Annotated in this window: 14 protein-coding genes and 1 pseudogene; 5 read left to right on the top strand and 10 right to left on the bottom strand. The window is 69.9% G+C overall.

The features are described from left to right. Positions 1 to 12: 12 nt before the first annotated feature. Both IF64_RS0117585 and IF64_RS0117590 read right to left on the bottom strand, forming a co-directional pair. Positions 13 to 2,592: an ATP-dependent Clp protease ATP-binding subunit gene (locus tag IF64_RS0117585; RefSeq protein ID WP_030533229.1), complete on the bottom strand. Its 2,580-nt coding sequence runs from the start codon at positions 2,590 to 2,592 to the stop codon at positions 13 to 15. Between the two features lie 109 nt (positions 2,593 to 2,701). Next, positions 2,702 to 3,694 carry an AraC family transcriptional regulator gene (locus IF64_RS0117590; protein WP_030533230.1) on the bottom strand — a complete coding sequence of 331 codons (993 nt, stop codon included), beginning with the start codon at positions 3,692 to 3,694 and terminating at the stop codon, positions 2,702 to 2,704. 82 nt (positions 3,695 to 3,776) lie between these two features. On the opposite strand from IF64_RS0117590, the gene IF64_RS0117595 reads away from it, so the two are divergent. Continuing rightward, entirely contained in the window at positions 3,777 to 4,214 is a 438-nt protein-coding gene (locus IF64_RS0117595; protein ID WP_030533231.1) for a pyridoxamine 5'-phosphate oxidase family protein, read from the top strand. A gap of 218 nt (positions 4,215 to 4,432) precedes the next feature. Here IF64_RS0117595 and lpdA read toward each other — a convergent pair whose 3' ends face one another. From lpdA to IF64_RS0117630, 7 genes are all read right to left on the bottom strand, one after another. Next, the gene (gene lpdA / locus IF64_RS0117600) at positions 4,433 to 5,833 is read right to left on the bottom strand and encodes a dihydrolipoyl dehydrogenase (RefSeq protein ID WP_030533232.1); all 1,401 of its coding nucleotides are present in this window, start codon (positions 5,831 to 5,833) and stop codon (positions 4,433 to 4,435) included. A gap of 109 nt (positions 5,834 to 5,942) precedes the next feature. Then, complete coding sequence (locus IF64_RS0117605) at positions 5,943 to 6,347, bottom strand: nitroreductase family deazaflavin-dependent oxidoreductase (RefSeq protein ID WP_030533233.1); 405 nt, start codon at positions 6,345 to 6,347, stop codon at positions 5,943 to 5,945. Positions 6,348 to 6,396: 49 nt separating this feature from the next. After that, a complete protein-coding gene (locus IF64_RS0117610) occupies positions 6,397 to 7,362 on the bottom strand; it encodes a threonine ammonia-lyase (RefSeq protein WP_030533234.1) in 966 nt (321 codons plus the stop codon). Positions 7,363 to 7,388: 26 nt separating this feature from the next. Continuing rightward, a complete protein-coding gene (locus tag IF64_RS0117615; RefSeq protein ID WP_030533235.1) occupies positions 7,389 to 8,543 on the bottom strand; it encodes a Gfo/Idh/MocA family protein in 1,155 nt (384 codons plus the stop codon). 101 nt (positions 8,544 to 8,644) lie between these two features. Then, positions 8,645 to 9,421 (bottom strand): ABC transporter ATP-binding protein, encoded by a 777-nt coding sequence (locus IF64_RS0117620; RefSeq protein WP_030533236.1) that lies wholly within the window; start codon positions 9,419 to 9,421, stop codon positions 8,645 to 8,647. An 87-nt stretch (positions 9,422 to 9,508) separates the two neighbouring features. Continuing rightward, the gene (locus IF64_RS0117625) at positions 9,509 to 10,540 is read right to left on the bottom strand and encodes an ABC transporter substrate-binding protein (protein ID WP_030533237.1); all 1,032 of its coding nucleotides are present in this window, start codon (positions 10,538 to 10,540) and stop codon (positions 9,509 to 9,511) included. A 90-nt stretch (positions 10,541 to 10,630) separates the two neighbouring features. Further along, positions 10,631 to 11,512, bottom strand: a complete 882-nt coding sequence (locus IF64_RS0117630; RefSeq protein ID WP_030533238.1) for an ABC transporter permease — start codon at positions 11,510 to 11,512, stop codon at positions 10,631 to 10,633. A gap of 203 nt (positions 11,513 to 11,715) precedes the next feature. Here IF64_RS0117630 and IF64_RS0117635 point away from each other — a divergent pair, with 203 nt between their 5' ends. From IF64_RS0117635 to soxR, 4 genes are all read left to right on the top strand, one after another. Continuing rightward, a complete protein-coding gene (locus IF64_RS0117635) occupies positions 11,716 to 12,750 on the top strand; it encodes a LacI family DNA-binding transcriptional regulator (RefSeq protein ID WP_030533239.1) in 1,035 nt (344 codons plus the stop codon). A 206-nt stretch (positions 12,751 to 12,956) separates the two neighbouring features. Further along, on the top strand, positions 12,957 to 14,117 hold the full coding sequence (locus tag IF64_RS0117640) for a dihydrodipicolinate synthase family protein (RefSeq protein ID WP_030533240.1): 1,161 nt from the start codon (positions 12,957 to 12,959) through the stop codon (positions 14,115 to 14,117). Then, the gene (locus IF64_RS0117645; protein ID WP_030533241.1) at positions 14,114 to 14,929 is read left to right on the top strand and encodes a sugar phosphate isomerase/epimerase family protein; all 816 of its coding nucleotides are present in this window, start codon (positions 14,114 to 14,116) and stop codon (positions 14,927 to 14,929) included. The genes IF64_RS0117640 and IF64_RS0117645 overlap by 4 nt, the downstream gene beginning before the upstream one ends. A gap of 87 nt (positions 14,930 to 15,016) precedes the next feature. Further along, positions 15,017 to 15,484, top strand: a complete 468-nt coding sequence (gene soxR, locus IF64_RS0117650; RefSeq protein ID WP_030533242.1) for a redox-sensitive transcriptional activator SoxR — start codon at positions 15,017 to 15,019, stop codon at positions 15,482 to 15,484. A 30-nt stretch (positions 15,485 to 15,514) separates the two neighbouring features. Here the strand turns inward: soxR and IF64_RS27720 are convergent. Further along, positions 15,515 to 15,827 (bottom strand): annotated as a pseudogene (locus IF64_RS27720) (hypothetical protein); the annotation flags it as partial.

Genomic DNA, 15,827 nt, shown 5'->3' on the forward strand with positions numbered 1-15,827 from the left:
TCCTCACCGTAGTCACTCGGCCCCGGCGGATGCGCGCGAGACGACGTCGAAGGTCAGGCCGTCGTCGCCCGCGTCGATCCGCACGGTCGACCCCTCGGTGATCTGCCCGCCGAGCAACATGCGCGAGAGCACGTTGTCGACCTCCCGCTGGATCGTGCGCCGCAGCGGGCGAGCACCGTACTCGGGCTGGTATCCCGCGTCGGCGAGCCAGCGCACCGCGTCCTGACCGACCTCGACCTCGACGTCCTGCGCCCTGGCCTTGCGCCGCGTCTCCTCGAGCAGCAGCGACGTCACCTGCTCCAACTGCTCCGAGCTCAGCTTGCGGAACACGATGATCTCGTCGATGCGGTTGAGGAACTCGGGACGGAAATTCTCCCTCAGCCGCCGCATCAACCGCTCCCGCAGGGGCTGTTCGTCCTCGTCGCCGGCCGCGGCGGTGAAGCCCAGCGCGCCCTGCGTGCCGCTGAGCACGAGTTCGGAGCCGATGTTGCTGGTCATGATCAGCACCGTGTTCGTGAAGTTCACCGTGCGGCCCCGGCCGTCGGTCAACCTGCCGTCGTCGAGCACCTGCAGCAGGACGTTGAACACCTCGGGGTGGGCCTTCTCGATCTCGTCGAGCAGCACCACCGAGTACGGCGTGCGCCGCACCGCCTCGGTCAGCTGACCGGCCTCCTCGTAGCCGACGTAACCGGGCGGCGCACCGATCAGCCGGGAGACCGTGTGCCGCTCGCCGTACTCCGACATGTCGAGGCGGATCATGCGGTCGTCCCCGCCGAACAGTGCCTCGGCCAGCGCGCGGGCCAGTTCCGTCTTGCCCACACCCGTGGGCCCGAGGAACAGGAAGCTGCCCGAGGGACGGTCGGGCTCGGCCAGACCCGCTCGCGTGCGGCGGACGGCCTCGGCGATCGCCTCCACCGCCTCGTCCTGGCCGACGACCCGGCTGTGCAGGTGTTCCTCGAGTTTGAGCAGCCGTTCGCGCTCCTCCTGCGTCAACTGCGCGACCGGAATGCCCGTGAGCCGGGAGACCACCTCGGCAATGTCGGTCTGGCCGACCTCCGCCTCGCCCGCGGGCCGGTCCTGGTTGCGCGTCTGCTCGATCCGTTCCCGCAACTCGTTGATCTCGTCCCGCAGCGCCGAGGCCCGTTCGTAGTGTTCCTCGCTCACGGCTTGGTCGCGGTCCCGCGAGAGCTGGTCGAGGCGGTCCTGCAGCTCGGTCAGCCCTTCCGGACGCTGCGCCGAGCGCATGCGCACCCGCGCGCCCGCCTGGTCGATCAGGTCGATCGCCTTGTCCGGAAGGTGCCGGTCGGTGATGTACCGATCCGACATGGTGGCCGCCGCGCTCAGTGCCTCGTCGGTGAACCGCACCTGGTGGTGCGCCTCGTACTGGTCACGCAGGCCGTAGAGGATCGTCAACGCGTCCTCGACGCTCGGTTCCGGCACGAGGATCGGCTGGAACCGCCGTTCGAACGCCGGATCGGTCTCGATGTTCGAGCGGTACTCGTCGAGCGTCGTCGCACCCACGATGTGGAGCTCACCGCGCGCCAACGCGGGTTTGAGCATGTTGCCCGCGCCCATTGATCCTTCCGACGAACCGGCGCCGACCACCATGTGCAGCTCGTCGATGAACACGATGAGCTCGTCGCGGTGCTCCCTGATCTCGGCCAGCAGCGCCGTCATCCGCTCCTCGAAGTCGCCGCGATAGCGCGTTCCCGCCACCATCGCGGTGAGGTCGAGCTGCACCACCCGGCGATCGCCGAGGATGTCGGGCACCTGGCGGTCGGAGATGCGCTGGGCCAGCCCCTCGACGATGGCCGTCTTACCGACGCCTGCCTCGCCGATGAGTACCGGGTTGTTCTTCGTGCGCCGCGACAGCACCTCGATGGTCTGCTCGATCTCGTTGTCGCGACCGACGACGGGATCGAGCTCGCCTCCCGCGGCCATGGCCGTCAGATCGCGGCCGTACTGGTCCAGCGTCGGGGTGTCGCCGCCCCCGCTCGTCGCACTCGTGCCCGACGATCCGCGCCCGGCGCTCGCGCCGGCCTGCGCCGTCGTACCCGGCTCGGGACCTGCCAGCGCCCTGCGGATCGTCTCGGGGGTCACGCCCGCGTCCCCGAGCATGCGTCCCGCCGCCGAGTCCTGATGCGCCACGAGCGACAGCAGGATGTGCTCGGGGCCGATGTAGCTGCTGCGCAACTGGCGCGAGATCTGGTGCGCATCCATGAGGATGCGCTTGGCCCCCGGCGTCAGAATCGGTGCCGTGGCCGGACCACTCTGCCTACGGGTCTCGTCGTCGGTGCCTTGACCGCCGATCTGCGTGGCGAGCGCGTCGGGGTCGCCGCCCGCACGCTGGATGAGCTCGCGGCTGCTCGGCACCTGGGTCGCGCCCCAGAGCAGGTGCGTCGTGTCGAGCTCGGCGCGTCCCTGCTCGCCGACCTGCTTCACCGCGGCCGACAGGAGCGCGAGTGCCTGTTCGCTCATCAACCGCGTGATACCGACCGGCCCTGCCCGCCTGCCCGGCACGGAACCACCGAAGAACTGGGCGAGGAACTGGTCGAACGGGCTCGGACCGGGTTCGCCGAAGAAGCCGGACATCTACAGCCTCCTCCTAACCGTGGGCGGATTCTGCCCGGCAGGGCTACCCGCTGAGCCGACCTGCCAACCAGCCCGGCGCGACGTGCGCCGATGCCCGCGAGCGCCGCGCTCAGCCGTGGGTGTGCTGCGTACGGTCGGCACCCGGCGCGGGCGCCGGTCGAGGGTCCACACCACCGGCACCCAGCGCGGCCCTGCGGAACTCGCTGGGGTTGACACCGCGCACACGCTTGAACGCGGCACTGAACCCGAACGGATCGGCATAGCCCACCGCATGGGCGACGTCGGAGACGGTGGCCGAGTCGCGTTCGGTCAACAGTTCGGCCGCCAGCGTCATGCGCCAACGGGTGAGGTAGGCCAGCGGCGGCTCGCCCAGCACGTCGGCGAACCGCTTCGCCAGGGTCGACCGCGCCACGCCGACGCTGCGCGCCAGCGTGGCCACCGTCCACGGCCGCTGCGGCTCGGCGTGCATCCGCCTCAGCGCGTCACCGACCACCGGGTCCCGCTGCGCGGCCCACCACGCGGGAGCCTCCCCGCCCGGCCGGCCGAACCACGCCCGCAAGGTGCAGACCAGCATCCAGTCCAGCAACCGGTCGAGCACCACCTGCTGACCGGGACGGTCGACGAGCACCTCCTCCGCGAGATGGTCCAGCACGGCATCGCCGCTCCCGCCACCGTCCACACGCAACACATCGGGCAGGGCGTCCAGCAGGCGGCGGTTGGTCTCGGCGTGCGCGGGGTAGGAACCGACGATCAGCGTCGCGCCGCCGCCCTCCCCCGCGTCGTGCCATCCGCGGCGATGGCGCGTGCCGCCCTGCTCGGGGACCGCACAGTGCTGCCCGCACGCGACCGGCTCGGCGAGGGTGCCGATCTCGTCGACGAAGCGGAACGTGACGGGTCCGCGGACGACGACGGTGTCGCGGTCACGCAACGGTTCGGGCCTGCCGCGCGACGGCACGATCCACCCCGACCCGCCGAGCACGGTGCACAGGGTCAGCGGCGCGCCGTCGACGAAGTCCAACGACCACGGCGGCGTCAACATCGCACTGCCGAACAACGAACCGTGTGCCCGCACGCCGCGGATCAGATCGTCGAAGACGTCCACCCTGTCGAGCGTAGACGAATACGCAGGCGGTTCGGCGTCTTACCTATGGGATCGTCCGGAACACTGCGGTTGACTCGTCGACATGACGACCGAATCCACCACGCAGGCCTCGCTGCTGACGGCCGACGACCTCGCATTCCTCCGGCGCCCGCTGCAGGGTTTCCTGTCCGTCGCGGCCGGGCCGGTGCCGCCGCAGCCCCGGCCCGTGTGGTTCGAGGCCACCGACGACGGCACGATCGAGCTGTTCACCGACCGGAACGCACCCAAGGTGCGCGCGCTGCGCCGGGATCCACGCGCGTCGATCGTCGTCGCGTCCCCGGTGGGGGAACGCGAACACTGGGTCTCGGTCGCGGGCACCACCACGACGACCGAGGGCGCAGGCGATCTTCTGGAACGACTCGCCGCCCGCTACTGGGATCTTCGCGATCCCGCACGCGCCGCCGAACTCGCCGAGATGCGAACGGTCCAGTGGCTACGGGTCGTCCTCCATCCGGAGTCCGTGCGCCGGGTGGCTTACTGAGCCGCCCCGGAGGGCCGGCCACGGCGCGGGCGGCTTGCGCGCCGGCACCGTTGGACGCGGTGTCCCAGCGACCCGTGGGCGCAACACGAGCCCCCGAGGGCGCAACACGGGCCCCTGAGAACGCAACACGCGTCCCCCAGGGCGCAACACGCGGCCCTGGGAACACGACACGGGAGCGCGGCGTGCCCGCGCTCCCGTGTCGTTTCGCTCCGGACCGCTCACATGTTGATCATGTGGCCGGCGAGGCCGTGGACCGCTTCCTTCACGGCCTCGCCCAGGGTCGGGTGGGCGTGCACGTTGCGTCCCACCTCGTGCACCGTCAGATCCCACTGCTGGGCAAGCGTGAGCTCGGGCAGCAGCTCGGTGACCTCCGGGCCGATCATGTGCGCGCCGAGGAACTCGCCGTACTTGGCGTCGACGACGATCTTGACGAAGCCGACCGGGTCGGCGAGGCCGTGTGCCTTGCCGTTCGCGGTGAACGGGAACTTCTGCACCTGCACGTCGTGTCCCGCGTCGCGGGCCTGCTGCTCGGTGAGGCCGAACGAGGCGACCTGCGGCTGGCAGTACGTCGCACGCGGGATCATGCGGAAGTCGAGTTCCATCGTCTCGGCGTCGGCGATCGTCTCGGCCGCGATCATCGCCATCGACTCGGCGGCGTGCGCGAGCATCAGCTTGGCCGTGACATCACCGATCGCGAAGATGTGCGGCACGTTCGTGCGGCCCCTGCCGTCGACGTCGATGGCGCCCCGCTCGGTCAGCCGCACGCCGGTGTTCTCGAGCCCGTAGCCCTCGACGTTCGGCGCGAATCCCATGGCCTGCAGCACCTTGTCGGCTTCGAGCACCTTCTGCTCGCCATCGGCCGACACCGTCACGCGCACGCCGGTCCCGTTGTCCTCAATGGACTCGACCTTCGTGGACGTGAGGACCTCCACACCGAGACGGCGGTACCGGCGCGCCAGTTCGGCCGACACCTCCTCGTCCTCGGCGGGCACCATGCGGTCGGCGAACTCGACGATCGTGACCTTGACGCCGTAGTTGTGCAGCACGTAGGCGAACTCGACGCCGATGGCACCCGCACCAGCGATGACGACGCTGCCGGGAAGTTCCTCGGCGAGGATCTGCTCCTCGTAGGTGACGACGTTCTGGCTGCGCTGCGTACCGGGCAGCAGCTTCGGGCTCGCGCCGGCGGCGATGATGCAGTGGTCGAACGTCACCGTGTCGACCTGCCCGTCCTCCCGGCGCACGTCGATGGCGTTCGGACCGGTGAAGCTGCCCCTGCCGTTGAACTGGGTGATGGCATTCTTCTTCATCAGGTAGTGAATGCCCTTGACGCGGCCGTCGGCGACCTTGCGGCTGCGCGTGTACGCGGCGCCGTAGTCGAACGTGACCTCGCCGGTCGTCTGGATACCGAAGGTTTTGGCCTCGGTGTGGAACAGGTGCGCCAGCTCCGCGTTCCGCAGGAGCGCCTTCGACGGGATGCAGCCCACGTTCAGGCACACACCGCCCCAGTAGCGCTCCTCGATGATCGCGGTGTCGTACCCGAGCTGGGCCGCGCGGACGGCGGCGGTGTATCCGCCGGGCCCCGCACCCAGGACCACAACGTCGAAGTGTTCGCTCATGGTCGCGATTATGCCCCGCACCACACGTCGTGGCCGCCACCCCGGCCACGGGCGTGACGTGAGTCGCTCCGCCGGGCCACCCGGGCGCCCGGCGGAGCGAATCAGCAGGTCAGGCCGGGTCCAGCACGACGACGGGGATGTCGCGGTTGGTCTTGGCCCGGTAGTCGTCGAACGCGGGCCACACGGCGGCCATCGTGGGCCACAGCTCGGCCTTCTCCTCGGCGCTCGCGGTGCGGGCGACGGCGTCGAACCTCTTGGCGCCCACCTGCACCGTGACGTGCGGGTCGGCGACGAGATTCTTGTACCAGCCCGGGTGGTCCGGCGCGCCGCCCTTGGAGGCCACGACGACGTACGAATCCCCGTGGGTCTGGTAGATCAGCGCGAACTTGCGCGGCTGGCCGGTCTTCCGGCCGGTCGTGGTCAGCACCAGGGTCGGCACCCCGTCCTGCCAGACGTGCCCGACCTCGCCGTCGGTCTCCTCGTACTTGCGGACGTGTTCGTCACCGAACAGCACGTCGCTCATCACTGGCCCCTTCGTCGCACCTCGACTGCCTGGTCCTTCGTCAGCCTAGGACGTCGGCGAGCATCGCGCGGTCGACGTTGCCGCCGGACAGGACCACGACGGTGCGACCGCGCGGCAGGTCGTCGGCTCGGTAAAGGTAGGCGGCGAGCGGTACCGCACCGGACGGCTCGGCGATCAGGCGGCTGCCGGTGGCGAGGACGCGCATCGCCTCGCGGATCTCGTCGTCGCTGACGGTGACGATGTCGTCGAGGACGGCCTGCAGGTGGGCGAACGTCAGCTCCGAGGGCTGCGCGCGCAGGCCGTCGGCGATGGTCCTGGCACGGTCCTGCGCTGGCCACTCGACGATGTGTCCGGCCCGCAGGCTGTCGGCGGCGTCGGCGGCCAGCTCCGGTTCGACGCCGATGACGGTGGCGTTCGGGCACAGCGCCTTCACGGCCGTGCCGACGCCCGAGGCGAGCCCGCCACCGCTGACGGGCACCAGCACGAGTTCCACGTCCGGCAGGTCCTCGCCGATCTCGAGGCCGGCAGTGCCCTGACCGGCGATGATGTCGGGGTGGTCGAACGGCGGTACGAGCACCGCGCCCAGCTCGTCCACCAGGCGATAGGCCGTCGACTCGCGTTCGGCCAGCGGCACGAGCACGACCTCGGCGCCGTACCGGCGGGTGCCGTCCACCTTCACCTGCGGCGTGCCCTCCGGCATGACGATGTGGGCGGGAGCGCCGAGCTGCCGTGCGGCGTAGGCCATCGCCTGCGCGTGGTTCCCGCTCGAGTACGCCACGACGTGCTGGCGCGCGGAACCCTGCCCCGTGGCGCGTTCGCCGAGCGCCGCGAGGGCGTTGACCGCACCGCGCAGCTTGAACGCGCCGATCACCTGCAGGAGCTCGGGTTTCAGCCACAGTGGGCGGTCGGAGTCGGCCCAGGGTGCGGGCAGGAGCGGGGTACGCAGGACCTGGCCACGGACGCGGCCGGCCGCGGCACGGATGTCGTCGAGGGAAACGAGCTGCATACCCCGCAGTCTGCCCGCACGCCTGCCTACAGGGTCAGCTCGGGGACCTCCACGCGGCGGCCCTCGGCGGCCGACTCCAGTCCGAGCTCGGCCAACTGCACGCCGCGCGCGCCCGCGAGGAAGTCCCACGGGAACGGCTCGTCGCAGGCGACGTGGCGCAGGAACATCTCCCACTGCACCTTGAACCCGTTGTCGAACTCGGTGTTGTCGGGCACCTCCTGCCACTGGCCGCGAAAGTCCTCCGTGGCGGGCAGGTCCGGGTTCCACACGGGTTTGGGGGTCATGGACCGGTGCTGCACCCGGCAACGGCGCAGGCCGGCGACCGCGCTGCCCTCCGTGCCGTCGACCTGGAACTCGACGAGCTCGTCGCGGAACACCCGGGTCGCCCACGACGAGTTCAGCTGCGCGACGATGCCGCCGTCGAGCTCGAAGATCCCGTACGCGGCGTCGTCGGCGGTCGCCGGGTAGGTCCTGCCCTGTTCGTCGACGCGTTCGGGAATGTGCGTGGCCGCCAGCGCCTGGACCGAACGCACCGGGGCGAGGATGTCCTCGAGCACGTAGCGCCAGTGGCAGAACATGTCGACGATGATCCCGCCGCCGTCCTCGGCGCGGTAGTTCCACGACGGGCGCTGGGCCTCCTGCCAGTCACCCTCGAACACCCAGTAGCCGAACTCGCCGCGCACCGACAGGATGCGCCCGAAGAACCCGCCGTCGACGAGCCGCTTGAGCTTCCGCAGCCCCGGCAGGAACAGCTTGTCCTGCACCACACCTGCCTTGATGCCCGCCGACCTGGCCAGGCGGCCGAGTTCGAGCGCTCCCTCGGTGTCCTCGGCGATCGGCTTCTCGGTGTAGACGTGCAATCCGGCGTCGATCGCCCTGCGCACGCCCTCGGAGCGCATGCTGGTGACCTGCGCGTCGAAGTAGATCTCGGCGCCCGAACGCAGGGCCTCGTCCAGGTCCGTCGTCCAGCGGTCGAGTCCGTGCTCCTTCGCGATCGTCTGGAGCTTGGACTCGCTACGGCCCACGAGAATCGGTTCCGGCCACAGCACCGTGCCGTCGGGAAGGCTCAGTCCGCCCTGCTGCCGGATCGCGAGGATCGACCGGACGAGATGCTGCCGGTACCCCATGCGGCCGGTGACGCCGTTCATCACGATCCCGATGGATCGCTGCTCGTTGACCATGATGGCCCCTTCTCGATTCGGTGTGCTGGACGTCGTGCCGCCGGGGTGTCCACTGCGGACACCCCGCGCGGTGACGCGATACCTCGTGTTCGGAAGCCGTCCTATTCGGACGCGGCGGCGGCTCCGAGGTGTTCCCGGATGTGCCGGGTGGCCTTCGCGAACTCCGGTTCGGCCATCGTCGGGCCGTAGTCGCGTTCGACGGGGAGATTGACGTCGATGACGCCCGCGACCGTGCCGGGACGGGCGGAGATCATCACGACCTGGTCGGCCAGGTACACGGCCTCGGCGATCGAGTGCGTCACCAGCAGCACCGTCGTGCCCGTCTCCTGCCAGATCCGCCGCAGCTCGACGTTCATCTGCTCCCTGGTCAGCGCGTCGAGTGCGCCGAAGGGCTCGTCCATGAGCAGTACCGGAGGGCGATGCAGCAGCGCGCGGCACAGCGCCACGCGCTGCTGCATACCCCCGGACAACTCGTGCGGCAACGCGTCCTCGAACCCGGAGAGTCCGGTCATCTCGATGAGTTCGTCGGCGCGCGCGGCTGCTTCTTTGGACGGCATGTTGCGCATCTCCGCCTGCAGCAGGATGTTCTTGCGCGCCGAACGCCACTCCAGAAGTGCGGCCTTCTGGAAGACGTAGCCGATGTCCTTGCGTGGACCGTCGACCCGTTCACCGAACAGGCGTACGTCGCCGGTCGACGGCTTCAGCAACCCCGACGAGAGCTTGAGCAGCGTCGACTTGCCGCATCCCGACGGTCCGACGATGGAGACGAACTCGCCGGGCTCGACGCGCATCGTCACGTCGGCCAGCGCCGTCACGTCCCGCTTCTTGCTGCGGAACCGCACCGAGACGTCCTCGATCTCGACCGCGTAGCCAGCCATGTGCCTTCCCTACTCCTCGGGGGCCTCGTTGCTCTCACCGCGACCTGTTGCTCGGCCTGCAGGCGCTACTCCTTGGCCGTGGGGGCCTTATTCCTTGGCCTTGGGGGCGACGTCGCTCACCCAGTACTCGGACGGTTGGCCCGCCTCGTCGATGACCCCGGCGTCGGCGAAGATGCCGATGGTCTTCTTCCAGTCCTCGGCGGTGTTCACGCCGGGACGTTCGCCCTCGGTGGCGTCGGTGTGGAGCAGTTCGAGCGTCTCGTCGAACTGTTCGGTGAGCACCTGCTTGGAAGGCAGCTGTTCGGACGAGCCCTCCATCGCATCGACGGCGGCCTTGCGGTCCTCGGCGGCCTGTTCCCACGACTCGGTCGTCGCCGCGACCATGCGCTGGGCGAGGTCGCCTTGGTCGTCCAGCACGTCCTGGGCGGTGAGCAGGCCGTTGCTGAAGAAGTTCAGGCCGTGCTCGGCCCACTTGAGGTACGAGACGTCCTTGCCCGCCTTCTCCTGCATCGTCGGGCCCTGGTCGGTCGCGTAGCCAAGCAGCGCGTCGGTCTGGCCGGACATGACCGCGGCCATCTTGCCCGCGGCGTCGGTGTTCTGCACCTCGACGTCCTGTTCGGACAGACCGTTCTCCTTGAGGAACAACGGGAACACGTCCGTCAGCGCATCTCCCGCGGTGCTGGCGACCGTCTTGCCCTTCAGGTCGTCGGGCGAGGAGATGCCCTCCTCGGAGAAGAACTGCACCGACGACGGCGTGGTCTGCAGGTAGACGCCGACGCTCTTGACGTCGAGGCCCTGCGAGACGCCGGACAGCACCGCGGGGGTGTCGGCCCAGCCGAAGTCGGTCTGCCCGGCCGCGGTCGCCTGCACCGTCTTCTGCGAGCCCTGGCCCGCGCGGATGTCGAGGGAGATCCCGTGTTCCTCGAAGATCCCCTTCGCCTTGCCGTAGTAGAACGGCGCGTGCTCGCCGTACGGGTACCAGTTCAGGGTCAGCGTGACCTTGTCCAATTCCTGCCCGTCGGCACCGGTGACCGTCTCGCCTTCGGATCCGCCGCCGCATCCGGCGGCCAGCAGCAGCGCCACGGAGGCGGTGCCGGCGGTGAGTGCGCGTAGCTTCATTGCTCTCCTTTGACTCACAGGGCTCTTGGTGGGGAACTCAGGGATGAGAAACCAACGGTGGAACGTTCCGGGACGACGGGAGGCCGGCGATCACATCGTCGTGGTCGCGCCCTCGTCCCGGCGGCTGGCGTGCCACGGCAGCAGGAGCTGCTCGAGCCACTCGACGAGCACGAACAGCAGCACGCCGAGCAGCGACATGATGAGCAGCCCCGCGAACAGCACGGGGGTGTCGAGGTTGCCGTTGGCCTGCAGGATGACGAACCCGAGGCCGGCGTCCGCGCCGACGAACTCGCCGACGACCGCGCCCGTCACGGCCATCGTGGCCGCGACCTTCAGTCCGGAGAACAGATGAGGCAACGACGCGGGGAAACGGATCTTCCAGAACGTCTGCCCCGGTTTGGCACCCATCGTCGACGACAGCTGCAGCATCTCCGGGTCGACCGACTTCAGCCCGGTGACCATCGAGATGACGACGGGGAAGAACGCCATCAGCACGGCCACCAGGATCTTCGGCCCCAGTCCGAACCCGAGCCACACCACGAACAGCGGTGCGATCGCGATCTTCGGGATCACCTGTGCGAACAGCAGGAGCGGGTACAGCGTCTTCTCCAGCGTCGACGACTGCACCATCAACACGGCCGAAATGACGCCGATCGCGATCGCGATGGCGAAGCCCAGCAGTGTTTCGTACGAGGTCGTCCAGGTGTGTTCCCAGAAGTACTCGGGACGCTGGGCGATCGCGTCGAAGGTGTCGGCGGGCGAGGGCACGAGATAGGGCTCGACGAGCTCGGCCGCCGTCACCGCCCACCACGCGACGAACAACGCCGCGAGCAGCGCGAACGGCCGCCAGGACCGCTCCAGGAAACCGCCCAGCCGCTGCAGCGTCCCCGGGCGGCTGCGCTCGGCGATGCCGGAGGACTCGCCGTCCCGCTCCTGCTGCCCGGCTCGCGCGGACTGTGTGTGCGTGACCATGACCCTCCGTTCACCGTCGAACGTGTCAGTACCAGCACCTGATCGAGATCCGGCACACGTGTGTGAATGCGCTTTCTGAATGCGCTTTCACGCTAAGGTGGGCACAGCGTAGGCAGAGCGGACTCAGCCGGTCAAGCACCGAGTCCGACCACCGGATGGCCTACGCTGGCCGGTGCTCACGAGACGAACCTGGAGAGTCGCGAATGGACGGTCGGCCGCACGTCACACTGGAGGACGTCGCACGCGAGGCTGAGGTCTCCCTCGCCACCGCGTCACGCGCACTGAACGGCACCACCAAAGTGCGGCCCGACCTGCGCGAACGTGTCCTCGCGGCCGCCCAGCAGCTCTCCTACACGCCGAACGCGCATGCCCAGGCGCTCGCCGGCGGCGCGCACCGGACGGTGGGCGTCATCTGCCACGACGTGAGCGACCCGTACTTCGCCGCCATCTCCCGCGGCGTCATGCGCGCGGCCGACGAGGCGGGGCTGCTGGTGATGCTGGCCAGCACGTTCCGCGATCCGCAGAAGGAGATCGCCTACATCTCCATGCTGCGGGCCCAGCGCGCCTCGGCGATCCTGCTGGTCGGCTCCGGGTTCGAGGACAAGGAGTGGGAACGCGCGCTCGCGGCCGAGATCGAGCCGTACCAGCGCGGCGGTGGCCAGGTCGCGGTGGTCAGCAGGCACCGCACCCTCCGGGTCGACAGCGTCCAGCCGGAGAACCGCGAGGGCGCCGCGCAGCTGGCACGCACGCTCGCCGCACAGGGCCACCGGCGGTTCGCCGTCCTCACCGGCCCGCACGCACTCACCACGGTGGTCGACCGGCTGAAGGGTTTCCGGGAGGGTCTGGCCGAGGCGGGCATCGACCTCGCCGAGGACCAGATCGTCGAGGGCACGTTCACCCGCGACGGCGGGCACGCCGCGATGTCGGAGCTGCTCGCCCGCGGACTCGAGGCGACCTGCGTGTTCGCGGTGACCGACGTGATGGCGATCGGCGCGATCACCGCACTGAGAGAGGCGGGCAAGTCGGTGCCGGAGGACGTCTCGCTCGCCGGTTTCGACGACATCCCGGTCGTGCGCGACCTGACTCCCCCGCTGACCACCGTGGCGCTGCCCCTCGAGGAGCTCGGCGAGCGGGCAATGGAGCTTGCCGTGCGCGACAACCACGGCAAGCGCAGGCGCATCCTCCGCATGCCCGCCGAGGTCGTCGTCCGGGAGAGCACCCGCCCGATCGCCGGCTGAGACCGAGGCGGCTGCTACCGATCGACGACTGGGACCGGTCCGCGGGCACGCCTTGTCGGCGGTTGCGGCGACGTCTATGGTTGCCTGAAAACGCTTTCAGTTAGCGCTTTCAGCTGGCGTGGTGCGCGCCCGACGGCCGCGATGCGGCCGCGGGGTCGGCCGCGTCGATGCCAGGCCACAGACGTCCCGGCCACGAAGGAGTGATCATGAGTTCGTTGCCGCTCCCGTCCGCCGACGGCACGCTCGAGCAGTGGAGCCCGTCCGGCGCGAGCGCACCCACGCCGCCGACCACCGCCCCGACCTCGCGGGTTGCCTACGCGGCGGCCCACGTGGTCGCGGATCCGTTGTCCGCGGGCGATCCGACGCACGTGGTCCGGGTCGATTGGGACGCGACGCTGGCGTTTCGCGAGCACCTGTGGTCGTGCGGTCTCGGCGTCGCCGAGGCGATGGACACCGCGCAGCGCGGCATGGGCCTCGACTGGGCGACGACCCAGGAGTTGATCCGCCGTACCGGGGTCGCGGCGCGCGCCGAGGGCAGGCCGTGGGTGGCGGGGGTCGGCACGGACCAGCTGCCTCCCGGTCCGGCCACTGTGGACGCCGTCGTGGACGCGTGGCGTGAGCAGCTGGAGTTGGTCTCGGGTGAGGGCGCGGTTCCGGTCGTGATGGCCAGTCGTGCGCTGGCGGCGCAGGCCGACGGTCCGCAGGCGTATCACGACGCCTACGGCAAGCTGCTGTCCGAGGCCGACGGCCCGGTGTTGCTGCACTGGCTGGGCGAACCGTTCGACGCGGCGCTGGCCGGTTACTGGGGGCATTCCGACGTGCGCGCTGCGGCGCGGGAGCTTGCGCGGTTGTGCGCCGAGCATGCGTCGACGGTGGCGGGCGTGAAGGTGTCGGTGCTGGACGCCGACGTGGAGCGGGAGTTCCGGCGGTCCCTTCCCGAGGGCGTGGCGTGTTACACGGGCGACGATTTCAACTATCCGGAGCTGATCGCGGGCGATGACCAGGGCCACAGCGAGGCGTTGCTGGGCATCTTCGATCCGATCGCGCCGGTCGCGGGTGCGGCACTGGCGGCGTTGGACGCGGGCGATGTGGCGCGGTTCCACGAGTTGTTCGCCCCGACCGTGCCGTTGTCCCGGGAGATCTTCCGCGCTCCGACGCAGCACTACAAGGTCGGGGTGGTGTTCCTGGCCTATCTGAACGGGCACCAGGATCATTTCCGCATGGTCGGCGGTTTGGAGTCGGCGCGGTCGATCGTGCATCTGTCCGAGGTGCTGCGCCTGGCCGATGCGGCGGGTCTGATCACGGATCCGGATCGCGCGGTGGCGCGGATGGGTGCGCTGCTCGACGTGGCGGGGGTGCGCCGATGAACCGCCTCAGTCTCAATCAGATCACGACGAAGAGCTGGTCGTTGCCCGAGGCCGTGCGTGGGTGCGCCGAGCGGGGCGTCGAGTGGATCGGCCTGTGGCGCGACAAGGTCGCGGAGGTGGGCGCCGACGAGACGGCTCGGTTGCTGCGCGAGCACGGCGTGCGGGCGTCGTCGTTGTGCCGCGGTGGTTTCTTCACCGGCGTGACACCCGAGGGCGCCGCCGTGGACGGCCTCACCCAGACCCGCGAGGCGATCGACGAGGCCGCCACGGTCCGGGCCGAGGTGCTCGTGCTGGTGGTGGGTGGCATCGCGGGCGGCGATCTGGTGGGCTCGCGTCAGCGCGTGGCGGACGCGGTCGGTGAGCTCGCCCCCTACGCGCGCGAGCGGGGTGTCCGGCTCGGCTTGGAGCCGCTGCACCCGATGCAGTGCGCGGAGCGTTCGGTGCTGTCCACTGTGGATCAGGCGCTGGCGATCGCCGAGGAACATCCGTCGGACGCCGTCGGAGTGGTGGTGGACGAGTTCCACGTATGGTGGGATCCGCGGGTCGAGGAGTCGATCGCGAAGGCTGCGGGGCGCATCGTCGGGTTCCACGTGTGCGATCAGCAGGTGCCGATCACCGACGGTTTGATGGCCCGTTCGCTGCCGGGGACCGGGCCGATCGAGCATCGTCGGTTGCGCGAGTGCGTCGAGGCCGCGGGCTATCAGGGGCCGATCGAGGTCGAGGTGTTCGACGCCGAGTTGTGGCGCCAGCCCGGCGACCAGGTGCTCGACCAGGTGATCGAGGCCTACCGTGAGCACGTCGCGGCCCGCTGACCGCGGCCGGCTCGCCGACTCCGCCCGGACCGGGGTTACCTCGAGTTAGGTGGAAGTCGGCGGGTCGGTGCGGTTACTGTGGGTTTCGTGACCACGAGGCTCGCCGATCATCTGACCATTGGGCAAGTCGCTCAGCGCAGCGGCGTGCCCCACACGGCGCTGCGGTTCTACGAGGAGCGCGGGCTGATTTCCTCGGAGCGTTCGAGCGGGAACCAGCGGCGTTATCCGCGGACGGTGTTGCGCCGGATCGCGTTCATTCGTGCTGCTCAGCGCGTAGGTTTGAGTTTGGAGGACATCGGCGAGGCGTTGGCGACCCTCCCGAACGACCACGCGCCGACGAAGGCCGATTGGGCTCGCCTGTCCCGCAATTGGCGCGATGAGCTCGATGCCCGCATCGACGCCCTGCAGCGGCTCCGCGACCAGCTGACGGGCTGTGTCGGCTGCGGCTGTCTGTCGCTGCGTTCCTGCGGCCTGCACAACGTAGACGACCGCCTGGCCCGTTTCGGCCCGGGCGCTCCCCTGCTCAAGCCTGCGGCCGAGGGCGGCATCGAGTAGCCGCCGGGCGCGGCAGCCGACACGGTGCCGTCAGAACGGCGGGTCGTCGGGGAGCGGTTGTGTCGGCGCGAGCACGTGTCGGCGTCTGCCGGTGTAGGTGGAGCCGTGGGGTGTGGTGATGGACGAGGTGCCGTGACGCGGGTCGTAGCGGGTGATCCACCCGGGCGCGTTCTTCATTCGATGATGCCGTCGACACCGTGGTGCGGTGTTAGCGGCGGAGGTGGGCCCGTTGTCGGCGGCCCACTCGCAGACCACCTTCCGCCACACACTGTCGGTATTGGTCATGATCTCCCGCGCCACCGCAGCCGGGATGGGACCGTAGCCGTCCAACTCACAGCCGCTG

The sequence above is a fragment of the Prauserella rugosa genome (assembly GCF_000719975.1).
GTDB classification, from domain to species: Bacteria; Actinomycetota; Actinomycetes; order Mycobacteriales; family Pseudonocardiaceae; genus Prauserella; species Prauserella rugosa.